Here is a 24072-nt window from a genome sequence, read left to right as displayed (position 1 = left end):
GATTATTTAATTTCTGATGTAAATTGTTTTGATCTCGTAAGGGGCAAAGTGAAGTTCCAATTCACCGCCAGCCGTATGTTCGATCAATTCCAGCTGCTCTTCCAGAGCATTGGACAGGTAGACGCTCTGAACTGGATACTGCCATTTGAGCTGAACCCGCTCGCGGCCTCCCGAGGATTCGTAGAAACGGAGAACAGTCCCCTGCCCGTCCTCGGATGGCTTAATCGTATCCAGCACCACATGTTCACCCGAGAATCCAATAAATGAGCCTGTTGGTGGCAGCTGCCCCTGTGTTGAAAAAGCGGCAAAAGTATACAGCTCATGATTTAGCTCTGCTGCACGACGAACAGTATGAGCCTCCCGCCAATCCCCACGGTGCGGATATAGCGAATAGGTGAAGTCGTGCTCGCCGAGATCCGCAGTAACATCCGGCCATTTCGGCGCGCGCAGGAGCGACAAGCGAATGGTACTGCCTTGGATGTCATAGCCGTATTTACAATCATTCAGCAGACTGACGCCATATCCACGTTCGGATATATCGGCAAAACGGTGCCCGCAAACCTCATACTGCGCCTGCTCCCAGCTGGTGTTGCGGTGGGTCGGACGTTCCAGCGCACCAAATGGAATCTCGTAAGTCGCCTTATCCGCGACAACATCAATCGGAAACCCTACCTTAAGCAGCTTATGGGCTTCGTTCCAGCTTACATGCGTCTGGAAATCAATCCGGGGATTATGGTAATGTAGAATCATATCCTGAGTAATCTCGGATTGGCCCAGCTTCCAGCGGAAGCGCAAAATATCCTGCACCGCACCAGTGCGGATCACTCCCTTTTCTATAAGTTCAGCCTCCCCGGCGGGTTGGGCTTCATAACGGTTGTCAATGTCCCAGGCATCCCAAAGCGTCGGACGGTCGTGGAAAAAGTGGAAGCGGTTCGCCGGCTCACCGGATTTTACGATCTCCCGGTTTCCTTTTTTATCAAAAAGACTGGTGATTTCTCCCCGCTCGTTAAAGGTAATACGATAATAGTCCGTCTCCCAACGGTCGCCGAAGGGAACAACTCCTATAGCTGTTTGATTATGTTCAGCAGCGGCAGATTCTGCATTATTTTCAACGGATGTGTTCTGAGACAGATCACGAATCCAGATCGTTTTGTAACCAAAGGCTGGAATCTCCGGAACGAGAACCGAGACACCAGAAACTGCTGTCTCCTCCGTCAGGACATCTGCTTCCAGCAGTACGTTATCCTCGCCATACACCGCAAAGTTTCCGCTAGCGACTCCTTCTTCATTGAGGGCAAGTTCGACCACGGCATCCCGCATCCAACCCAAACCATTAAAAACAATGTAAGGTGTACCCTCGCCTGACGTGTTAATGTTCCCGGCCAATGCCGCAAGCCCCGGCTGAAGCGCATCACGGCCAAGCTCAAATACCTCTGCGTATTCCTTCTCCGAGGTCTCGTAAGCTTCGGTAATCGCCGAGCCCGGAATAATATCATGGAACTGGTTCAACAAAATCAGCTTCCAGCCCTGATGCAGCTGCCCGGCAACTACGGCATGTTGCTCCGTGTCCAGCTGCGGCGAAGCTAATGTCTGCCACAGCTCCGCTTCACGGTACAACACTTCCGCCTTGCGGTTGTTCCGCTTGTTGCGGCCGTGCGTAGTGTAGGTGCCGCGGTGCAGCTCCAGATACAGATCGCCCCGCCACTGCGGCAGCTGCGGCTGACAGCGTGTAATGCCTGCGAAGAAATCCGCGGCATTACTGTATTTACTCTCCGGCTGGCCGACCATTAGCTCGGCACGCTGGATATATTCCAGCATCTCGCGGGTGACCCCGCCGCCGCCGTCACCATGCCCATAGAGCAGCATCTGCTCATTATGTTTATCTTTTTCGCGGAAGGACTGATAGTGTTCATGCACATCTTTGGGCAGCGTATTCTCATTGACCCCATGATTCAGGTAAGACAACATCGGCGTGCCGTCAATGCCGACCCAATGGAACAGATCGTAAGGGAAGACATTTGTGTCATTCCAGCCCAGCTTGGTGGTCATAAAATATTTGATGCCACCATGCTGCAGAATCTGCGGCAGAGAAGCGCAGTAGCCGAAGGTATCCGGCAGCCACTCAATCTGCGAGGTGCGCCCGAACTCTTCGAGATAAAAGCGTTGACCATATAGCATTTGCCGCATCAACGATTCTCCGCTCGGAATGTTCAGATCCGGTTCGATCCACATCCCACCGACCAGTTCCCAGCGTCCTTCACGGATGCGTGCCTTGACCTTCTCATAGAGTACCGGGTCATTGTCTTTCAAATATTCGAACAGCAGCGGCTGGCTCTGCGCATATTGATAGTCAGGATATTCGTCCATCAGGGCATTCACCGTCGAGAACGTCCGGCTCGTCTTGCGCACGGTCTCGCGCGCAGGCCACAGCCAGGCAATATCGATATGGGACTGGCCCACCATGTGGATTGTTCCTTCGGCATGACCGCCGATCTCCCCGACTCTGCCCCGCAGCTTCTGCTCGATTCGCGAAATCTCACCACCCTCGCGCATCTCCTGCGTGGTAAGGCCAACGAATTGATCCATTGCCACATACAAAGCTTCCAGCATCCGCTTACGGCGCTGGTCCTGCTCAGGCAGCAGAATTGCCGAATCGCGAATCACTACTGCCGTGTACATTAGACTCTGCACAGGTCTATTCACCAGCACCAGCTGGCTGTGGATCATCCGAATCGGCGGCTGGATCACCGCCTGTTGATTTAATGGGTCCACCGGCTCGGGGACCGGATCGAAGAGTTCGATTTCCAGGTCCAACGGACGGCCAGATGGATCACCTGTCAGGGTCACAAAGGTATGATTGCGGTCAAGTCCTTGCCGCGATTCACCGTTCACCCGCAGCAGCCCTTCCCCACCTGAAGCAAAAATCAGCCCGATGTGGCCCGGCAGCCAGTTAGCCGGAATCTCCAAAGTACGGCGGAAGAAATAGGTCGTTCCTTGCACACTCGGGAACAGATCATAATTGCTGCCATCCTTATAAGGCTGCAGCTTGTCATACTGTCCCGGCAATTGATACACCGAGGACAGAATCTCCCAATCGCGCAATTCCTGCACCTCTAGCCATTGCTGCTCGGAGAGCTCGCGGATGAAGCGTTTAATGCGTTCCATGTCTTTACCCCCTCACCGTCAAATCGGTGCTCAGTGTATCATTTACATGCTTACCCACCAGCACTTTAAACGCTCCTGGCTCTACAACAGGTCTTAAATCCGGTCCGATATATTGCAATTGCTCCGACCCTACCGTGAACAACACGGTTTGCTTCTCACCCGGAGCCAACTTGATTTTGTCAAAAGCCTTCAATTCCCTAGCAGGACGGGTGACCTTACTGGCGACATCGGAAATATACAGTTGCACCACCTCTGCGCCCTCACGGTCTCCTGTATTCTGAACGTCCACGGAAACTGTAGCCGTCTCCCCAGCCGCAATTACTTCCGGCTCCACCTTCAACCCGGAGTACGTAAATTCAGTGTAGCTAAGCCCGAAGCCGAACGGATATTGAGGCTGGGAATCGGCCTCCAGATATCTTTTGCCACGGGAACGTTTACCGTTGTAATAGACCGGGAGCTGGCCCACATGCTTCGGCACGGATACAGTCAGCTTCCCGGACGGGTTCACATCGCCGAACAGGATATCCGCAACAGCGTGCCCGCCTTCTTGGCCTGGATACCAGGCTTCCAGAATGGCATGTACATGCTCGTCAATCCAAGGCTCACTCACCGGACGGCCGTTAATATAAACAACGATCACAGGTTTGCCGAGCTGATGAACCTGCTGGATCAGTTCCAGCTGCACTCCCGACAGGGTCAATGACACCCGGTCAATGCCTTCGCCGCAGTCCATATCATTCCAGGCATTCTCCGTCACCTTGGACGCGCCTGTCTTAAGATCAATACTGCCTTCCCCGAAATCGCGTGCACTGGAGCCGCCGACGACCATAACAACGGTATCGGCCTGCTCTGCACAAGCGAGCGCGGCTTCAAAACCTTCGCGCGAATCGCCTTTGATCCGGCAGCCCGGTGCATAGAGCACCCGCTCCGGCTCTGCAGCCAGCTTGCTGCGGATGCCGCTGAGCACGGTCGCTACCTTAGCCGGAGGCTGCGGTGAGGTATAATCGCCGAGCTGGTTATACCCGGCATCGGCGTTAGGGCCAATGACGGCGATCGTGCCGGCGGTCTTGGACAATGGCAGCACACCTGCTTCATTTTTCAGCAGGATGATGCTCTCGCCCGCCACTTGCCGGGCCAGCTCTTGATGCGCTTTGCTGCCGATGACGCGTTCAGCCGCATCGGGATCAGCGAATGGCTGCTCGAACAGGCCCAGCCTGAACTTGAGCGTCAGCACACGGCGGACCGCACGATCCAGCAGTGCCGGGTCCAGCTTGCCTTCACGAACGGCATCCACCAGGTATTTGCCGTACATCTCTCCGGACATCTCCATGTCGATGCCGGCTTCCAGTGACTGCACTGCTGCATCCATGCCATCTTCAGCCACATCATGGCCAGAGGCCAGCATCTCTATAGCTCCGCAGTCGGTAATGATTAGACCCTCAAATCCCCAAGCTTCGCGGAGTATATCCTCTAGTAGCTCTGTATTTGTCGTGCAAGGCACGCCGTCTATTTCGTTATAAGCAGGCATAATGGAGACTGCACCCGCTTCGACCGCTTTTTTGAAGGGCAGCAGATCCACTTCCAGCAGTTCACGCCAGCCCATGTGCACAGGTCCGGCATTCCGGCCGCCTTCTGAGCTGCCGTATCCCACAAAATGCTTCAGCGTAGCCCCCACGCTGCCGCCGCTCTGCAAGGATTCCCCCTGCAGACCTTCAACAGCCGCAACCGCCATCTCGCTGATCAGGTAAGCGTCCTCGCCGAAGCACTCCTCGGTGCGGCCCCAGCGGGGATCGCGCACCACATCCAGCACCGGCGAATACGTAACCGCGCCGCCCTGACTGCGTGTCTCCAGCGCTACGGCGCGGCAGACCTCACGATACAGCTCTACATTCCAGGAGCTGCCGAGCGACAGGGGCACCGGGAATACGGTGGCCCCGATCGCCATGTGGCCATGCGAGCATTCCTCGCCGATCAATACCGGAATGCCCAGCCGCGAATGCTCCAGCACATACCGCTGGAGCGTATTCACCGCTTCCGCACCTTCACGCGGAGACAGGCCAGTAGCCAGCGTCACGCCGGTCCACGGGTCAGCGCGCAACATCCCGTAAAGCGAGCCCACGCCGCCCCCGGCAACCTTCTCCTTGAAGCTTTCTGTCAAGGTCATCTTACCGTCTCTATGTTCATAGGCCTGCCAGCCAAAAGGCTGAATCAGCTGACCGGCCTTCTCTTCCAAAGTCATCAGTCCGAGCAGATGCTCCGCCCGTTCTTCAGCAGGTAAATTCGGGTTTGTATAACTCATTCCTTAACAGCCCCTACGGTAAGACCTTGAATGAAATAACGCTGGAAGAACGGATAGGCAAAAATAATCGGTCCTGTCGCCAGCACGACCATCGCCATCCGCGATGTATCCTGCGGCATGGAGCGAAGAGCTTCCAGACTGAGCGAACTGTTCTGGGAGTTCTGCAAAATAAACTGCATACTGGTCTCGATCCGCATCAGCATCGATTGCAGCGGGACTAAATTCGGGTTGTCGATGTACAGCAGCGCATTGAACCAGTCATTCCAATAGCCGAGGGTGCTGAACAAAGCAATCGTAGCCAGACCGGGCAGTGATAAAGGCAACACCAATTTCAGGAAGATACGGAACTCGCCCGCCCCGTCGATTTTGCCGGATTCGATAATGGCATCAGGCACACTCGTGCTGTAGAAGGTGCGCAGAATCATAATGTAAAAAGCATTCACCGCCAGCGGCAAAATCAGCGCCCAGATCGTATCCTTCAGGCTTAGAAACTGCGTAACGATAATATAAGTCGGCACAAGTCCACCGTTGAACAGCATGGTAAAAAACGCGAAGAACGAGAAAAAATTGCGGTAACGGAAGCTTTTCCGGGAAATGGCATACGCATAAAAAGCGATAAACAAAAGGCTGATAATCGTCCCTATCACCGTTACAAAAATCGTCACACCATAAGAACGCAGCAGCATATCTCCGGATTCAAACACATAACGGTATGCGCCGAGACTCCATTTTGCCGGAATCAGCTTATAGCCATCCCGCGCCAGCGCCACCTCATCGGTGAAGGAGATGATCACGACGAACAGAAACGGAAACACGCACAGAAACGCAAAGATGCCGGCTATCAGATTAAAAGTGATATTCCAGGGCGTCGAGAGATGGTGGAAATCACGTTCTTTTTTAGTCTTAGTAATGGAAGACATATGGTCCACTCCTTTCATGAGGTTCTAGAACAAAGCGCTATCCTTGTTGTATTTGCGGACAATATAGTTAGAGGTCATCACTAGCGTAAAGCCGACAACCGATTGATACAGACCTGCGGCAGTGCTCATACCAATCTCACCCGTTGTTTTGAGGCCTTGATAGACATAGGTATCAATAACATTCGTGACACTGTAGAGCGTACCGGAATTACGAGGCACCTGGTAAAAGAGACCGAAGTCGGCGTAGAAGATTTTACCGATGGCCAGCAGGGTCATGATCGTGATAATTGGACTCAGCAACGGCAGTGTAATATTGCGAATCTGTTGGAACTTACTAGCTCCGTCGATCATCGCCGCTTCATACAGCGACTTGTCGATCCCCATAATAGCTGCGAGATAAACTACGCTATTGTAACCAACCGCTTTCCACAGATAGACTAAGATCAGGATGAACGGCCAGTAGGCTTTTTCCGAATACCACTGAATTGACTCTGCGCCAAAAAAGCCCATGATCTGGTTCAGCATCCCGCGTTCGGAGCTCAGGAAACTAAATGCAAAATAGCCGACAACGACCCATGACAGGAAGTAGGGCAGGAACATGCCGGTCTGATACACTTTGGCCAGCTTCTTGTTCACAATCTCGGACAGCACAATCGCCATCAGAACCGACAAGATCAAGCCAAGCAGGATAAATGCTCCATTGTAGAGCAAGGTGTTGCGGGTAATAATGTACGCGTCATTGGTGGTGAACAAAAACTTGAAGTTGTCTAGCCCCACCCATTTGCTGTTGATAATACTCGCCCAGAAGCCATCGCGGCTAAAGCGGTATTCCTTGAATGCAATAATCGTCCCTATCATCGGCAGGTAAGAGAAAAAGAGAAACCAAAGCGCACCTGGTAAAACCATGAGCAGCATAATCTTGTTATTCATAATATTTTTTATAAATCCGCTGATTGTCTTCACACTTAGATCCCTCCTGTATGTCCTTATATTTCAAAAAAAGACCGGGTCCAGAGGCCACGCCCCTGCCCCGATCTTCTCTTACGTTGATGTTTTACTTGTTGTTGGACGCTTTCCAGGCATCAATTTGCGATTGCGCTTCAGCGATAATTTTGTCCAAACCAGCTGCCTTGAATTTCTCAATAGCTTTCGGTAGATACTCGTCAGGATCAACGGTTCCAGTCATCAGTGGTGACCAGTATTCTTCTTTTACGTTCTGAACCGCAGCGATTTCAGTGGTCACCTTGGAAGTGTCGAAGTTAAAACCAAGCAGCGGTGCATTCACACCGGATTCATTAAACTTTTTGAACTCTTCCCATTTGTTCTCAGGGTCACCCTCGTTCAAATAGTTGATCATGATATTGCCCAGCGAGAAGGTTGGCATGTCATAGTTCTTGGATTCGTCCAGGTTCTTCATGGAATTCTCACCAGTCTTCTCGTAGTGCACGCCTTCGATTCCGGAGTCAATCATGTTGCGCAGCACCGGATCGGTGTTGAGCAGGTTCAGGAACTCCATCGCTTTCTCCGGATATGCGGAGTTAGCCGAGATGGCTTGCATCGAACCCATAACGGACCAGTTGTAAATGTAAGGTTTGCCAGCTGGCGTGGAAACTACAGGATAGCCGTAGCTTGCCGACCACAGATTATCCGCCATCGGCTGGGTAGCCGCACGATCCATGAACCAGTTCGAAGATTTATAGAGATCATCCACCGAAGTTGTAGTTGCTACTTCCGGCGAGATATAACCTGCCTTGTAATATTTGCGAACGGTTTCAAGAGTACTTTTGAGTTCAGGTGTTTCCAGAATGTTCACGATCTTGTAATCCTTTGTGTCCATATAAACAGCCATTGGCATCTTTTCAATGATGTAATCGAACGGCAGTACTGGCATGAAATCCTTCACCATAGCGTAAGGCGTGATGCCCGGTTCATTCTCTTTGATCGTCTTCAGCAGTGGTTCAATGCTTTCCATTGTGTTCACCCCGGAAATGTCGAGGTTATATTTGTCGAGCAGCTCTTTATTAAAGCGCCAAACTTCTTGCGCCGGAAGCTCTTTGTTGGCAGGTACGGCATAATTATGTCCATCTACCTTGGAGCCTTCCAGGAACGCCGGATCAATGGTGTCTACGATGCCTTTTCCATATTCATTAAGCAGGCTGTCCAATTCCATAAAAGCGCCTTTGCGGGCATTTTGCACATAATCGAACGCCCAGGAACACGTAAAGAGAATGTCCATGGGTTCGCCAGCGGCTACTTTGACCTGCATTTTTTGTGTATAATCGCCAAAATCAATCATATTCATCTTCAGGGTGACATTTATCTTCTCTTTAGTGTACTTATTGACTTCTTCCACGACACGGTCCAGATCCTTCTGCGGTCCGCCGATCGTGTACCAGATCAGTTCGACCGGTTTCTCGGATGATGCACCGTCGCCGCCCGCTCCTGAACTGTTAGTTGCGGCGTAGTTTGAATCGCCGCCACATGCGCTGAGCGCAAGCGAGAATGCCATAAGTGATGTCAGTAACAGGGAAAACCTTTTTCTTTTGTTGTTGCCCATTCCTGTATAACCTCCCCTTTGTTTACCTCAAGATCGCTGGCCTAATCCGGAATTAAACCAGCAGCTTTCTCCTTCAAGGACTATCTTTACTGTAATTTATGAAAGCATTTTCAAACAGAAGCTAAACTAAATAAATCATGTAGAAAATAAAGAAAAAGCTTGCAGCGGGGGTCCGCTAGACAAGCCCTTTGTACTCCGTAGGAGATATCCCGACATGCTTCTTAAATTGTTTGTAAAAATAGCCGGTCTCCCAATAGCCTACTTTGAGAGCGATTTCATGAACTTTAAGTGAGGTATTCCGCAGCAGCTCCTTTGCCTTCTCAATCCGGTATTTATTGATATATTCGGTGAACGACTCATTCACCTCTTTATGGAACAGCTGTCCCAAATACACCGGGTGAATATGGTATTGGGCACCGAGGGTCTTCAGTGACACATCTTCATTGTAGGACTCATGGATATAATTCAGCACCTGCTGCACGACTGGACTCTTTACGTCCCGAACTAAGGCGTCTACCGTAATGGTAGCGGCTTCCTGAATAATCTGAGTCAGTTCATTTATGGAAACTGTAGAGCGAATGAGGCCAAAACCGTCTGCGAAAAGCTCCGGTTCTTCCACATGACGAATCTCCTGCAGCTGCATCTTGAAGCGGATCAACCATTCCATGGCAATGCCTTGCAGCAGCACAGGTGTAATCCCCTCCATCCGCCGCAGCTGCTCAAAATGATCCTGGATCCGCACCAGCAGCGCTTCCTTATCCTTCGCCATAATCAGCTTGAGATCATCTTCCCAATTCAGCGGCATGCCTTGGACGGCAACCTCATGCCTGTCCTGAACTTCCTCATAATGCAGCAAATTCCGCTCTGGAAACAGCATGAAATATTCCTGAGTCATCTTTGCATGGGCATAACTCTGAGCCGCCGCCTCCTCCATCTCCTCCACCGTTCCTACGGACAGACGCATTGGCGGACCGCCAGTTAGGGATAACAGCAGCTGCGCATGAAGCCTTTCCACCGCTTCTTTACCCTGCTGATACTCACTAAGCAGATGCAGCAGCACGGTATCTCCATCCATATCCCGGAATGCAATCAAAGACGGGTTACCGCCTACAACCTCTTCCACCGCCTGAAATAGCTCGGCAGCGTCCTGTTCAGGGCGAAGCAGGGCTACCTGCACCAGCGGCTTATCTAGTCTAAGTCCCAGAAAATCAGTCCGTTCACTGAATTCCTTAGGCCCAATCTGGCACCGCAGCCAGCGGTACATCACATTATCGCGCAGAATGGAAATACTATGCGCATTGAATTGACTCTCTTGACGGGAGACACCCAGCTTCTCGGCGGCAGTCACTAATGTTGCCCGGAACTCTTGCAAATTAATAGGCTTGAGCAGATAATTTTCAATGCCGAGCGCCATTCCTTCCTTAAGATAACCGAACTCATCATAGCCGCTGAGGATAACAACTTTGATCTCCGGCTGAATCTCCCGTACGGCCCGGATCAGATCCAGCCCGTTCATCAGCGGCATGGAAATATCCGTAATCAGAATATCCGCTGGAACAAACCGCAACGACTCTAGCGCTTCCTGTCCGTTCTCGGCGTGGCCGACAATCTCCATCCCCAGTGCTGCCCAATCCACAATGTCATATAATCCTTCGATAATAAAAGGCTCGTCGTCCACAATGAAAATTTTATACATGGTTTGGATCATCCTCTCCCAGATCGGGAAAATACACAGTCACGGTTGTGCCGGTACCCGCTTCGCTTTGTAATTCAATGCCATACTCACTGCCATAAAGCAGCTTCAAACGTTCATGAATACTGCGCAGGCCGAATGATTCCGATTGTTCATCTGGCTGCAAAAGACCTTCTTTGAGCTGGACCAATCTGTCCGGCGCAATCCCCCGCCCATTGTCTGTAACTACCGCACGCAAATATTGGCCATCCTTGGCCACAGCCACACTGATGTGATTATCATTCTTGTCCACGCGCATCCCATGTAGAATGTAGTTTTCAATGATAGGCTGCAGCGACATTTTGAGTACAACTCTTCCGGTAAGCTCTTTCCCGCATTCCATTGTATAAGAGAATTTATCCTTATAACGGATGCGGAACAGCTCCAGATATAAACGGCAGGCCTCTAGTTCATCCTTCATCGTATGCTTGGGTTTCTGGTGAACATAGCTTTTGAACAACACCGACAAGCTGTAGATCATCTCCCCGACATCTGAAGCTCCTTGAGAGATTGCCCTCATTCGGATCACCTCCAAGGTATTGTAGAGAAAATGCGGGTTTACCCTGGCTTCAAGCGCGGCGATTTCGGTATGTTTTTGCTTGATTTCAGCCTTGAACACACGGTCTATATGAAGATTCAGCTCATCCAGCATATCGTTGAAGCTCTTGGAGATCTGCCCCAGCTCGTCTTCTCTGACATCGGTAATCCGGGCATCCAGGTCACCGTTTTTCACTTTGCGGGTGAACTTGATAATTTTATGAGTCCGTCTGGCAAAATTATTGATAAATAAAGTGGGTGTAATAATCGCAAACAACAGGCAGATCAAGCAGATAATGAAGATCATGTTCCGCAATCCCCTATAAGTGGCGGCTAATTCCTGCTTAGGTACAGCACTCAACACAGTAAATCCGCCTTGGGTGTGAGTCTGCTTAGTAATGATCATCCCGCCGACTTCTTCACCATCTGTATAGGCAGAATTCATCTGCTCGGGATAAGGATAGCGCTTTCCATAATAGGTGCCCGAGGTATCAAATAACACATCCCCATCCGCTGCCAGCACCAGAATCTTTCCCTTGAAGTCATCCTTATAATTGCCCATACTCCCCCAGACCTCGCTGGCATCAAAATAGACTAGAAGCTGACCAATGTTGCGAAGTGATATCTTGTTATTGACCGGGGTACGAACCGTAAACATCGGCCCCTCCGGAGATGAGATCGCCTGACTGACCCAAGTGTTTGGAGCGGTGACACTGCCTTCCTCCTCCAGATACAGCGCATCCGGTACGAAAGAGTGGGCTGCATTAGTGGAAATAATCTGAAATTTGCCTTGGTCATTATAGACATACAGCTGCTGTTCAGCTGCACTGTAGAGCATTAAACTGCGGATATCAGGATCATCTTCAACTTGATTGCGAAAAAACTGCACGGTATCCGTCGTAGCATTACTTTCGTTGAAATAGCGGTCCAGCCGGTACCTCACGTAATCTTCATACGGATGCTCCAGCAAATACGACGTATTAGCAGTCAGCTCCGTGTCCCGGTACACGTCCCGCATCATAGACTGTACAGAGTCATATTTCTGCTCAATATAGCTGTTGATGCTCTCCACGGTACGTTTCTGAATCTCCATCTGCCGCTGCACTACAGCCTGAGACATGAGCAAGAACATCAGGTAGGAGAAGGTGATAATGGTGACCACGGCAATGACTGAGAAGAGCAGGATGATTTTCATAAACAGATTATTCTTCAGATACTTTCTGTACAATTTCCCCGGAAACATCAGCAACCTCCTACAGCAGGGGGAAGACTAAGCTTCGCTGCTTGTAATTATGAATAAAGTATAGCACGAGGTGCTTCCTGCCTGTGGCTGGTAAAAGCTTGCAATCCTCCGCCAAGCAAAGACAGTCTGCCCATGGAGCAAAGGGCTCCTTGGGCAGACCGTGATGAGGCTATATAATCTACCGGATGTAATTCAAGATGAACTGCGCAGCCTCGGCACGGGTCGCCAAGCCACCGGGAACAAACTTCCCGTCCGTGCGGCCATTCACCAGACCCAGTGATGAAGCAGCATTCACGCTGTCTGCCGCCCAGGCTGCTACCTCACCGGAATCGGTGAATGTTGCCGGGGCTGATGACTGAAGCGCTCCATGCTCCAGTACATAGGCACGCATTAGCATAGTGACAATCTCCTGGCGGCTGATGTTCGCACTCGGATCGAAGTGCTCAGCAGTGCGTCCACCTACAATACCTGCCCGGACCAGACGCGCCAGGTCCTGCTCATACCAGACACCAGAAGACACATCACTAAATTTCAATTCCGCCTGATCTTGCAGTCCCAGCACGCCAGCCAGCAGCTTCACAAATTCCGCTCTTGTAATCCTGCGGGCGGGTTCAAATCCATTTTCGGAAGTGCCTTGTACCAGATGTTTAGCCGCCAGCTGGCGGATAGTGTCCGCAGCCCAGTGAGTAGACGGAACATCAGCGAAGGATTTATTGTACTCCAGCACAGCCAGCCTGCCTGTTCCGCTAAACTCCCCTTGCAGGAAGCCATTCGCGTACACTCCGCCGAGATAGGTAAGCGAACCTCCTTCAGCAATAGCATATAAACCAAGAAAATTAGTATTATAATCCGTATTTGCTGCATTCCATTGTAAGGTTACTGGTTTGCTGAAGCTTGGAAGACGGCTAGATGTGCCATTCCCCGCGATGATGCTCAGATCAAACGTCATACCTGTACCCCGCAAGACCACCCCACGCTCTGCTTTCAGTGTGCTCATGTTCAAAGTCTCCGGGCTGAGCTTCACCAGAATCTTGCCGCCTGAAGCTTGGGCTTCATTAAGCAGAGCCTTCAATTGCACCAGCAATTCCGGCGCAATACCAAGTATGGTTCCCGAGGCAGCCAATTCAAGTTGATGGATCCCTAGCAATTCACCTGCATTCACAGGCAGCTCGATAGCTGTAACGCCTGCCGGCACATTTACCGTCACTTTGCCGTTCTCAGTAGATGTACTGAGTGCACTTGCTGGAACTGTCAAAGTTGTGCTAGTAGGACTTGGAAGCGGCGTTGCTGTCGCTGCCGGAGTCGTTCCACCAGTTCCCGTACCTGTCCCTGGAGCCGATGTCGGCTGCGGTGTAGATACAGGAGTATTGTGGACCTTGAAATTAATAATTCCGCTCTTTTGAACAGCCGTATAAGGGTGACCATTCAGTATTTTGGTGTTGGTGACTACGGCCGTGTACTCGCCGCTGTCTGTTTCTTTTGCAGAAGGAATCGTATAATTACGCTCCACAGCACCTTCAATGGCCTGCCCGTCTTTCAACCATTGGTAGCTTAACTCGCCATAAACTGCAGAAGCTACTACGGCAAAAGACACCTTATCACCTACAACTGCCGGATTCTTATCTACACTATTAGAGGTGATAATTGGCGCATCGGGTGCCGGATGTACTGTCACCGTAAGTTCATTACCGGTTCTTGTTGAAGGCTCCGTTCCCTCTTTTCCAGTCAGAACCACACGGAACTGCGTACCGCTGTCTGTTTCAGAAGCAGTAAATGCGTATACCGCCGAAGTCACGCTCTCCGCCACAGTCCATTCCTCTGCGGTTGCTGCCTTCGTCTCCCAGCGAACCGATTCCACATCCCCGCGGATCTGTACGAACAGCTTCACTTCTTCACCAGTAATGACATCAAGTGCAGACGGAAGATCGGTTATGAAATCAGGCGCTTCCCATGGTGCTTCAGCCGGAGTTAAGTTAATTGTGTACTCTGCTTCACTGCTGTCACCAGATTCATTGGTGACGATGACCTTGTACTTATTGCCATCCATCCCGGTAGTCAAAGCAGGGATAGTATAGGAGGCGGACACTCCCAACGCATCTCCATAACCGCTGCCTGTGTCCGCATACCAGGCATAAGTCAGCTGCCCAGCGCCAATGGCAACTGCCGTTAGTGTCGCGGACGTATTTTCACGGAAGGAGCCTTCCCCTACGATCTGCACCTTTGGAGCTTGCAAGGCCCACTTCGCTTGCAAGTTCAGCTCACCGGTTATTAGATCTTCGGCAAAATTCCATCTTCGCGCATCTTCTCCTTCTCCAATGTACCAGCCTTCCAGGTCATAACCCTCTCTGGCAATGCCTGTAGGCTCCATCAGCAAAGTGCCATACACAGCCTCGGCCACAGTATTTGCTGGTTCACCCCCATTAGCATCAAAGAGAACGGGATAGCTTCCTTTCAGATAGACAGGTTTGGAGCGGTTGCCTGCATAATCCTCCATCACCACATGCACAACTTTTGCCGACGAGGTGAAGCTTAAGCTCGCCTTAGTTGTCCGTCCACGGATAATCATCGGCTTATTGCCAGAGCTATACGTTGTGGCAAAAGATTTTGCATTCCCATCCTCATACACATACATATACCGCCAGTCTCTGGTATTCGGCATCGGCAGATTCAGCTTACCGTCCGTCCAGGACCATTCTTCCGCGTAAGGTTCCGCAACCGTGTCGATGAACTGGCCGCTGACCGAGACTGGATCGGTGTTGCCTGCGGTAACGGTGACAATGTAATCATCGCCGTTTACCGGCATCCCCGTGAACAGCGCAGTGCTTGCACCTGCCGGGACAACCACTTGCTGTGACACCGGTTCGGATGTCGTAATCCAATTCAAAGACTGCACTCGAACGGTAATGTCACCGGAAGCTTGGGCGGAGTTCGTCCAGTTCACAGTCAACTCCCCGTCCGCGCTTGAATCCACCTTCACTCCGGAAACCGCCGCATCCAGATCAAAAGCCAGCGTTGCCGCTTCACCCTCCACTCCATCCGCACCCACTGCAACCACTTTAAGGGTTCCGGATTTCACCGGGAGATGCTTCAGGTAGAACACCTCATCGTATTTGCCGCCCATAAATACATCATTCACGTACACATTATATTGCTTGATCTTAGTGTAATCGGGATCTAGCTTCCACTTCACAACCATCTCACCTGTATCTGTAAAAGCTTCCGCAACTGCTAATTCCGCAGGAGCTGTGGGCTTTACGGCAGACCCGTCATAAACGCGCAGCTGTCCGACGTTCATCTGGTAGGTGGACGCTGTTCCTTGCCCGGGATCGAAGACCAGTCCAAGGGCTGCAATATTATGACCCGCGTATGCACTGAGGTCCAGCTCCTTTGTCAACCAACCGTCCGAGTGCTGACCACTGTTTGGAACAGCGACCTCTACGACGGTATTCGGATCATCAGCCAGGATGAGTCCTACTGCCATCGCCGAAGCATCTGTGGCAGATGGCTTGTTGAAGCTGATCGACAGCTTGGAGTTGCCATTGACCCCCAGCTCTGTTTTGTACAGACGCAAGAAGTTCTTCGCATTCAGATTGCCGTTCACCACCAGTGAACTGCCACCGTTATACGCACCGATCTGCTCATAGTTGTAACGGTTTGTACTCGCAAGGTTGTACTCCGGTCCATAATCAAAATCTACAGTAAGCTTATTGCCAGCAGTATCCTGCCACCACTGCCAAGTCACTGGAATATCCTGCAGGCTCATATTAGACCACTCATCCGGGTTCGATACTTCACCGTTCACGGAATAGGACAAGCCCTGTCCAGTGTTAAAATTGGTGTAAAAGTTCTTGTCCTTAATTACCGAACGCTCCGCAATGACGGACGAGATTCCCGGCCAGTAACGGTTGTCGGCATAAACATCGGCAACGGTATTGGTTGCCGATTTGACCGTATTCTTAGGGTCCACGTTCGGGCCTGACCACCATAGCTGCTCACGCAGTTTTGTCATCCATTGGTAGTCATTTTCGGATCTGTGCGAGACCGGGTAAGACAGGTTCATGTCCTCATCCAGACCGGCATGAACAAAGTCCGCACCGAGTGTAGCCAAGCTGAGCCGTGGCAAGCCATTGCTGTCCAGCTTGTTCATCAACGCTGTTCCGTTAACGGACTTGAACCGGTCACGGCCTGCTTCCAGCCCTGCAAAACCAACTTCAAACAAGTTGTAGCTTGTTCCCAGACTGGCATTCAGATTGCTTAAGTAACTAGCCGCGTTGGTAATCTGTGTATTGCCAGCCCCGTAGTCGAAGAAAAACGAATTGGAGACGGGTTCCTTGGTGCTTTTATCCACTAAAAAGGAGATATTGGTATCATTAATCGTCCGGGCGAACGTATTAGCACCGGTATTGGTGTTCAGCGAGTCGTACCACTGTACATACAGGCCGCCCTCTTGCAGCACCTTCATAAACGCGATGTAATCGGGGATATCCTGGGTCGCTACATTCGGATTCATCTCTTCCTGATTTACAAAATAACCGTCAAACCCGAAATACCCGGCCATCTCGATCAGTTTATCCGCCACCGGAAAATTACCATTCTCATCTTTAACTATCATTTGTTTGTACGTCTGCTGTCCACGGTCATTATTGGAAAAAAAGATCCCCGCCAATGACAACACGCCGTTCTTATGCGCTGCATCGGTGTAGGTAGGGTTCGGGATGTTCAGCATGCCGAATTCGAACCATTTTTGCTGCCAGTCCTTCTGGGCCAATTCATCATAATATTCCGGCGGGGTATACGCAGTCGCTGTACCATGCCAGTAGGAGTAGTAATCGATATATTGCCAAAAGTTAAAATGATACTGCGCAAACTTGTTCGTATACGGCGCGTTCTCAATAAAAGCATTCCCGTAGTCGCCAGCAACGTTGATCATCTGTGTATCTGCGCTAAGCGCTGGGTTAGCTTGGGTTGCAGCAAATGGGGCATTCCGCTTCTGCAGCGGCACCCGCGATCTCAACAGCTCTGCATCCGGATCGGTTGCCGGACTCCAGTTCGCAATATGGCTGCTCGTATATCCATGTACATTAGGCTGATTGGCACCCGGCGCACTGTCTCCTGTAAAAGGCCACGTATCGCCGGCGTAAGCCGTTAGGGGAAGTCCTGAAACTAGCAAAGCTGCCGCCAGAACAGCTGATGTCAGCTTACGACGCGCCTTTTTACCGGTGTGAAGGTTCATTTTCCACTCTCCTCGTCCTGTAGTTGTTTCGGTTACTCTCATCCATGAAGCGTAATGTGTCTCACTATGTCGCCGAACAGCAAGTAGATTACTTCTGTTGTCCCGTCCCTCTGCTGCTCCTACTCTCTTCTGCCTACAGATTCTGTATCCAACCACATTCGTGCAAGCACATTCTGTATTCAACCCCGATCGTGCAAGCGCATTCAATTTTGTCGGCAACCCTCCTGCCTTACTTTGATTAGTCCACCCTAATCTAACCCAGATCTTTCCTTACAAATAGCCGCAAAATTAAAGATATGCTGGATAAATTAAAGATTATCGTGCTATCAGGGCTCGATATCCTGGCAATGAGTGGGTCGTTAAACATATGTTGGTTGAAAATATAAAGAGGATGAAGGAGCGTGGTCTCTTTTGCCTCTTATCTCCGCCACTCCGCCGCATTCACTCATTTCAAAGGCATTTTTGCCTCTCTTTTACGCCACTCCGCCATATTCACTCCAATCAGAGGCACTTTTGCCTCTCATATCCGCCAATCGCCGCATTCGCTCATTTCAAAGGCATTTTTGCCTCTCTTTCACGCCCATCCGCCGTATTCGCTCAAATCAAAGGCACTTTTGCCTCTCTTTCGCACCACTCCTCCGAATTCACTCATTTCAAAGGCACTTTTGCCTCTCTTTCACGCTAATCCGCCGCAATCGCTCATTTCAGAGGCACTTTTGCCTCTCTTTTACGCCGCACCACCGTATCGCCGCCTCCCTCACACTACCCAGCTACGAAAAAAAGATTGCCTCTCCGTCATCAACGATGACCTTGAGGCAATCTTTTTTCAAACCATCCGATTTAGTTACTTTCCTTGCTTCTCCAGCAGGTTCAGAATGATTGTTACTGCTTCGGCCCGGGACGCTACCTGGTTTGGTGCGAAACGATTTTGTCCTATGCCATTCACAATGCCCGCTTCTGCTGCTGCCGCAATATATGGTACTGCCCATGCGGGTACATCCTTAGCATCATTGAAGGTTAAGGTCGCTTTTGGATCTACTGTAATACCCAGAGCCCTAACAACCATAACTGCTAATTCAGTGCGAGTAAGCTCCTGCGTAGGACGGAAGGTACCATCATCATAGCCGCTGATAATTTGCAAAGCTACTGCCTGAGCTACAAAGGACTTGGCCCATGCCGGAATCTTCGCTGAATCTTTAAAGCTTGAAGTGCTACCACTGTCCGGCAATTGCAGGGCACGAGCCAGCATAGTGATAAATTCAACCCGATTTACTTTCTGATTAGGACGGAAAGTATTATCCGGATAACCGCTAACGAAGCCCCCTGCTACTGCTTTCTCAATAGCCGCTGCTGCCCAATGGCTGCCAGTATCCGTCAATGATGGTTTGACTACTGGTGTTGCAGTTGGTGTAGGCACCGTTGTTGGTGCTGGTGTAGCTGTTGGTGCTACTGTTGGCGTTGGCGTTGCTGTCGGTTTTGTTGTTGCCACTGGTCCTGTTGATGATCCTGTTGTTGGTGCTGTCGTTGGCGCCGTTGTCGGTTCCGTTGTCGGCGCTGTTGTTGGTTCCGTTGTCGGCGCTGTTGTTGGTTCCGTTGTCGGCGCTGTTGTTGGTTCCGTTGTCGGCGTTGTTGTCGGTTCTGGTGTTGGGTTTACTTCAGGATCTGCTTCCTTAATAATACCGAACTCTTCCAGAACGTATGGTTTAGCATCATTAATATTCTGATCGATCTCATAAGATACAGCTGTTAATTTGCCAGCATCTACAGTAATACCTACAAAGGTCTGAACTTGACCGCGTTTGGGACGCGTAGCATCACTTGGGTCCGGTCCGTATTTAGCTGCTGTATTCTCATTTGCTACTTCGAAGAGATTATAATACGCATCTCCCAATTCTGGTTTCATGTTCTTGTAGTAAACCTTCGCTCCCGCTGTAGCTGGGATCAGATAGATCGTTCCATCTGGATTTACTGTGTACTCTACAGTTTGACCATTGAAGCTTTCCTTGATCTTCACTGTGTCTGCCGCAGTTCCATCAGCTTTAATTGGCTTGGTCCGGGCATAAATATGGTCGTGGCCTTGAAGAACTAAGTCAATGCCCAGTTCAGCCATCATTGGAGCAACCTTCGCTCTTTCTCCATTTGTACCCATAATGTCTTTGTCAGTAGCATGGTTAGAGGTTGTGTATGGACCTTTATGCATAGCTACGATAATCCATTTCGCACCAGCAGCTTTCGCTGCTTTTACGTCAGCCTTCATCCAATCCAACTGTGCTTGGCTGAAGTTAGCAAATTCATCGGAATTCTCATTTGTATTCAGGACTACAAAGTGAGCATTACTGTAATCATAGGAATAATAAGCTCCCGTTTCTGTTGCAGAGCCCGGTGCTTCCTTAATATTGTAGTGCTCATAGAAGGCATTTGCCTTATCCTCATGATTCCCTGCCACTGGCACGATTGTCGTGTTAAGCAGGGTGTCTTGCGAATGACCAAGCAGCCAATTCCATTGGGATTCATTAGTTCCGGTATCCACGATATCTCCGTTAATCGCCACAAACTCAGCATTCGGGAACGTCGTAAGTGCTTTTGCCATCGTTTCACCGGAAAGAATCGCTTCATCTTCGGTCTTAGCCTGTGTATCAGCCAAATCGATAAAAGTAAATGCTCCTGTCTTAGCGGCAGTTTCAAAAGTTCCCACTGCACTCCACAGGCCTAGTGCTTTATCCCCTACACGGAAGTAGTATTTTGTATCAGCTTTCAGGCCAGAAGCTTCCGCTTTATGAACTAATTCATCCTTTGAATTTCTGGAAACCGCCGAACGTCCTGTAAACTCAGCAGCCTTAGCAAAGTCTGGAGTAACGCCCGTATTTTCTACAACCTGCAGATCGTTTCCAGTAGACTTCAACGCTGTGTACCAAGTGAAGCCTTTTGCACTCACTGGGTCGCCATTAAAGGTAACTGTAACTTTTTTAATCGAATCCGTTGAAGCGATAGCAGCTTCTGAATTTGTTCTGTCACTTACAGCTTTGATAACAAATTGATAGGTTTGGTTTGGATTAGTATTTTCTACAGTGTAAGTATAAGAGGCTTTACCTTCTTCATTAGGAACACTGACCGTCCAATTTGCCGATACCAGATCATTTTGCTCATAAATACGATATCCAGACACTGGTGCACCGGAAGCTGGCGCATCCCAAGTCAACGTTATTTTACCACCATCTGCTGCAGTAGCCTTTGCATTTTGCACAGGTTTAACTGCTACTTCCGATTTATGAATGCTGTAGTTATCATACAAGTCTGTAGAACCACCAGTTGTTGTGGTGTAGGCTTCGTAAGAAAGCTCATCATTCGTTACCGTCATCCCCGTGAACATTTCCTTACCAGGCTGTCCGTATTTAGCTGCAAACGGGAATGTTCCTGAAGCTACGTTGTATTTCTTGTTGCCCGCTGCATTTGTAATCAGGTATAAAGTACCCTTAGGATCAGTTACTACTCCGTTTGAGTCCGGAACAATATCCGTCAATGGCTTGTTGTTGTACATCTGATAACTTCTAGCAAAGGTGTGGTCATGCCCGCCAATTACCATGTCAATGCCAAGCTCGTCAAATACCTTCGTTAATTGCGCTCTGTAAAAAAGTACATCTGTATCATTGGTGTGATTGGCAACGGAATAAGGAGATTTATGCAGAAGCACAACCTTCCATTTCTGATTGCTTTTTGCCGCTTCGCTACGAAGCCACTCCACTTGTTTATTGTAAATTTCGTTATTCTCAAGATTCGAGCTTGCACCATAATATTCTGTATTAATTACCATAAAGTGTGCTGAACCGTAGTCAAAAGAATATACAGAACCATCAGGTTTCGCACCTGTATTCGATACGTTCGGCAAATTAAAATGAGAGCTATAATTGCTATAATTTTTACTTTCATGGTTGCCTACCAAAGGAACCAACGGAATATTCGCTAAAATATCCTTAGGCTTATTGAAAAACCATCCCCATTGCTCCTCAATATCACCGTTATCCACCAAATCACCAGAATTCAGGATAAACTCACTTTCCGGGAATTTAGCTAATCCTTCTTGAAGGGTATGATTCCAGATATCAAAATCTTCTTCAGTTGTTCCTTGGGAATCCGTTGTATATAAGAATTTATAAGCCTGATTACTGGAGCCTTCTGTCTTAAAAGTTCCTACGTCGCTCCAGTTATCAGCTTGTCCATCCCCAGCACGGTAAGCATATTCCGTTCCCGGCTGCAGATGATCCGCTATTACCTTATGGCTGGTTAGCACAACTGGTTTTTTAGCTGATTTATCCGCTTTTGTCATATACACACTAGTTGTAACGGATGTCCCTTCATAAGATTGAGCGCCTGCCGCAGGAAACTGGCCATTCTCCAATTTAGAAGCTTCTACTACTTCCAGTTTGGTGCCAGTCACACTTTCAGGTGCATACCAGTTGAATCCCATACTAGTCTGCGGGTTGCCATTAAAAGTAATTGCGATAGAATCAGGCTTCCCAACTCCAGGTTCTACTGTCTCCACTACAGGATAAGCAATCAGGCTCATATCCCAATAAAGGTCAGAGCTAGTGTCGCCCGTCTGGTGAACTTCAGCTGAAAGCTCATTACTTCCATCCTTCAGATTGGCTTTTACGATTTCCGTTAGGTCAACCTTTGTATACTCATTTGGATCACTGCCATTAGTTGTACTAAGTGTCTGATAGTCGATTTCACCAGCTGGCATAGCCTCGCGGTAGATTTCTGCACCATTCAGATACAGCACTACTCCGTCATCAAATGCAAAATTACCTAATACTTTATCCGATTTCGTAATTTCTTCCTTATTCACAGTTACATTTGTCCGGAAATAGGAAGTACGATATTTCTTCTTTTTATCCGTGCCGTAGCTTATATTTGTATTCAGAGCACCAAATTGCTTGCTGCTGACTCCGGCCCCAGAATCTTTATAACCAAGCGGCGCTTGGCCTGATGCCCATGTAGAATCATCGTAAACAGACCGCCATACCGAACCTTGATCCGTTCCGTTATCTAGATATTTCCATGTAGAATTGCCCGCCAGTAGTGTTATTGGCTCTAGCGTTTGTAATTGCAGTAATCCAGCATCCTCATTGCTGTCTTCTGCAAAAGCTGGCATTCCTGTAAATGTAAGTCCCAGTACCATAACGAAGGCTAGTGTCATGGATACTGCTTGTTTTAATAACCTGTTCATAATCAGTCTCCCTTACTGTTATTATGAAATGCTTGCATCCATTCATAGTAACTACTAAATATTTTCACAATGTACGGATTGATCCACTAGTTTGTAAAAACGGCTTGTGTATTTAATCAGGCAAAAGTGGTTACAGTAACGGCAAGGTTATGATCAAGGAGGACAAACATGGACGATACTCAGGCTTTTGTAGACAAAGTACACGACACCCAGAAGAAAGCAGAAAAGAACAAACAGAATCACGGTAAAGGAACACCAAGCCAAAAGCTGCCTAATAAACAGCACAGTAAATAGAACACGCCTACACGAAAACAAAAAAAGCAGCAAGCCCTCCCGGATCGGAGTGACTTGCTGCTTTACTTTTTGTATATTGAGCTTTGCTTTTAAAGGAGTTATTTACTCCATTTCACCACATTCACGGCTACCTTCTCTAATTGTGCCTTGCTCAAAGCCTTGTCTGGAGAACTAATCGTCACAAAACGATCATCCAGTTTATAGGTCAAAAACAATGAATCGCTGGTAGGGCTGTACCACTTAGCTTCTGTACCATTGGAAAGCTTTACGGTATCGCCTTTGTAATCATAGGAGTAGTCACGTGGAGAAACGTTCACCCTCATATGGTCGAACAAAAAGTACACTCCATCTTCAGAGCTAGCTGCTTTTTGAAAAGCATCTCCACTCACCATTTGTGCTGGTGCATAAACCGTTTTAAACCCATCGAAATTTGCAAAAGCTTTAGAAATTTGTTCTTTTTGAGCGTTGCTGTACTGTACTGGTGTTAATGTATCTTTATCCGGCACCACAGTTCCAGTACCCAGAATGACCTGATTCGCTGCCGCATCAAAAGTCACTGGCACCTTCAACACATCAGCCAAGGCACGTACAGGAAGATAGGTTGTATTGTTATAAGTAATCGGAGCTAATGTGTTACCTTTATTATCAACAGGCGTATAAGCTGCACCATTCACTTTAAATCCAATGCTGTGATTGAGGTATGCGGTGATTTTTTGCAGCTTAGTTCCTGCGTACACACCAGCCGAACCTGTAATTGCCATCCCAAATACCATCGTTGCTATAATGAACTTTTTACTTTTCATATGTTATGCCTCCTTAGAAGATCAATCTCGGTTTTTACTTTAGCTCAAGTTTTAAAGGAATA

11 protein-coding genes are annotated in these 24072 nt (G+C 49.2%); 1 reads left to right on the top strand and 10 read right to left on the bottom strand.

The genetic code is table 11. The features are described 5' to 3' along the window. Positions 1–6: 6 nt before the first annotated feature. The 9 genes from MHI25_RS04460 to MHI25_RS04420 all read right to left on the bottom strand — a co-directional run bounded on the left by MHI25_RS04460 (position 7) and on the right by MHI25_RS04420 (position 22913). Positions 7–3165, bottom strand: a complete 3159-nt coding sequence (locus tag MHI25_RS04460; protein ID WP_340395048.1) for an alpha-mannosidase — start codon at positions 3163–3165, stop codon at positions 7–9. Positions 3166–3169: 4 nt separating this feature from the next. Then, positions 3170–5464: a glycoside hydrolase family 3 N-terminal domain-containing protein gene (locus MHI25_RS04455; RefSeq protein WP_076130104.1), complete on the bottom strand. Its 2295-nt coding sequence runs from the start codon at positions 5462–5464 to the stop codon at positions 3170–3172. Continuing rightward, positions 5461–6384: a carbohydrate ABC transporter permease gene (locus MHI25_RS04450; RefSeq protein ID WP_036684927.1), complete on the bottom strand. Its 924-nt coding sequence runs from the start codon at positions 6382–6384 to the stop codon at positions 5461–5463. The genes MHI25_RS04455 and MHI25_RS04450 overlap by 4 nt, the downstream gene beginning before the upstream one ends. Before the next feature lie 24 nt (positions 6385–6408). Continuing rightward, positions 6409–7338 (bottom strand): ABC transporter permease subunit, encoded by a 930-nt coding sequence (locus MHI25_RS04445; protein WP_036684959.1) that lies wholly within the window; start codon positions 7336–7338, stop codon positions 6409–6411. Between the two features lie 100 nt (positions 7339–7438). Then, positions 7439–8941, bottom strand: a complete 1503-nt coding sequence (locus MHI25_RS04440) for an ABC transporter substrate-binding protein (protein WP_340395047.1) — start codon at positions 8939–8941, stop codon at positions 7439–7441. Positions 8942–9116: 175 nt separating this feature from the next. Beyond that, a complete protein-coding gene (locus MHI25_RS04435; RefSeq protein ID WP_076105357.1) occupies positions 9117–10637 on the bottom strand; it encodes a response regulator transcription factor in 1521 nt (506 codons plus the stop codon). Next, a complete protein-coding gene (locus MHI25_RS04430) occupies positions 10630–12453 on the bottom strand; it encodes a sensor histidine kinase (protein ID WP_076208103.1) in 1824 nt (607 codons plus the stop codon). The genes MHI25_RS04435 and MHI25_RS04430 overlap by 8 nt, the downstream gene beginning before the upstream one ends. Before the next feature lie 178 nt (positions 12454–12631). Next, positions 12632–17686, bottom strand: a complete 5055-nt coding sequence (locus MHI25_RS04425; RefSeq protein WP_340395046.1) for an S-layer homology domain-containing protein — start codon at positions 17684–17686, stop codon at positions 12632–12634. 844 nt (positions 17687–18530) lie between these two features. Next, the gene (locus tag MHI25_RS04420) at positions 18531–22913 is read right to left on the bottom strand and encodes an S-layer homology domain-containing protein (RefSeq protein WP_340395045.1); all 4383 of its coding nucleotides are present in this window, start codon (positions 22911–22913) and stop codon (positions 18531–18533) included. Between the two features lie 168 nt (positions 22914–23081). Here MHI25_RS04420 and MHI25_RS04415 point away from each other — a divergent pair, with 168 nt between their 5' ends. Next, complete coding sequence (locus tag MHI25_RS04415) at positions 23082–23207, top strand: DUF4023 domain-containing protein (protein ID WP_051491363.1); 126 nt, start codon at positions 23082–23084, stop codon at positions 23205–23207. A gap of 98 nt (positions 23208–23305) precedes the next feature. Here MHI25_RS04415 and MHI25_RS04410 read toward each other — a convergent pair whose 3' ends face one another. Continuing rightward, complete coding sequence (locus MHI25_RS04410; protein ID WP_076130101.1) at positions 23306–24010, bottom strand: hypothetical protein; 705 nt, start codon at positions 24008–24010, stop codon at positions 23306–23308. Positions 24011–24072: the final 62 nt, after the last annotated feature.

The sequence above is a fragment of the Paenibacillus sp. FSL E2-0177 genome (genome assembly GCF_037992975.1).
GTDB lineage: Bacteria > Bacillota > Bacilli > Paenibacillales > Paenibacillaceae > Paenibacillus_AQ > Paenibacillus_AQ odorifer.
Note: the sequence above shows the minus strand (reverse complement) of the source record. Positions and strands in the feature narration are given on the sequence as shown.

Bases quoted from the DNA above. Each gene is read 5' to 3' on its own strand.
- MHI25_RS04450 (WP_036684927.1), bottom strand. From the start codon at position 6,384: ATGTCTTCCATTACTAAGACTAAAAAAGAACGTGATTTCCACCATCTC.
- MHI25_RS04455 (WP_076130104.1), bottom strand. From the start codon at position 5,464: ATGAGTTATACAAACCCGAATTTACCTGCTGAAGAACGGGCGGAGCAT.
- MHI25_RS04460 (WP_340395048.1), bottom strand. From the start codon at position 3,165: ATGGAACGCATTAAACGCTTCATCCGCGAGCTCTCCGAGCAGCAATGG.
- MHI25_RS04415 (WP_051491363.1), top strand. From the start codon at position 23,082: ATGGACGATACTCAGGCTTTTGTAGACAAAGTACACGACACCCAGAAG.
- MHI25_RS04410 (WP_076130101.1), bottom strand. From the start codon at position 24,010: ATGAAAAGTAAAAAGTTCATTATAGCAACGATGGTATTTGGGATGGCA.
- MHI25_RS04420 (WP_340395045.1), bottom strand. From the start codon at position 22,913: ATGAACAGGTTATTAAAACAAGCAGTATCCATGACACTAGCCTTCGTT.
- MHI25_RS04435 (WP_076105357.1), bottom strand. From the start codon at position 10,637: ATGTATAAAATTTTCATTGTGGACGACGAGCCTTTTATTATCGAAGGA.
- MHI25_RS04440 (WP_340395047.1), bottom strand. From the start codon at position 8,941: ATGGGCAACAACAAAAGAAAAAGGTTTTCCCTGTTACTGACATCACTT.
- MHI25_RS04430 (WP_076208103.1), bottom strand. From the start codon at position 12,453: ATGTTTCCGGGGAAATTGTACAGAAAGTATCTGAAGAATAATCTGTTT.
- MHI25_RS04425 (WP_340395046.1), bottom strand. From the start codon at position 17,686: ATGAACCTTCACACCGGTAAAAAGGCGCGTCGTAAGCTGACATCAGCT.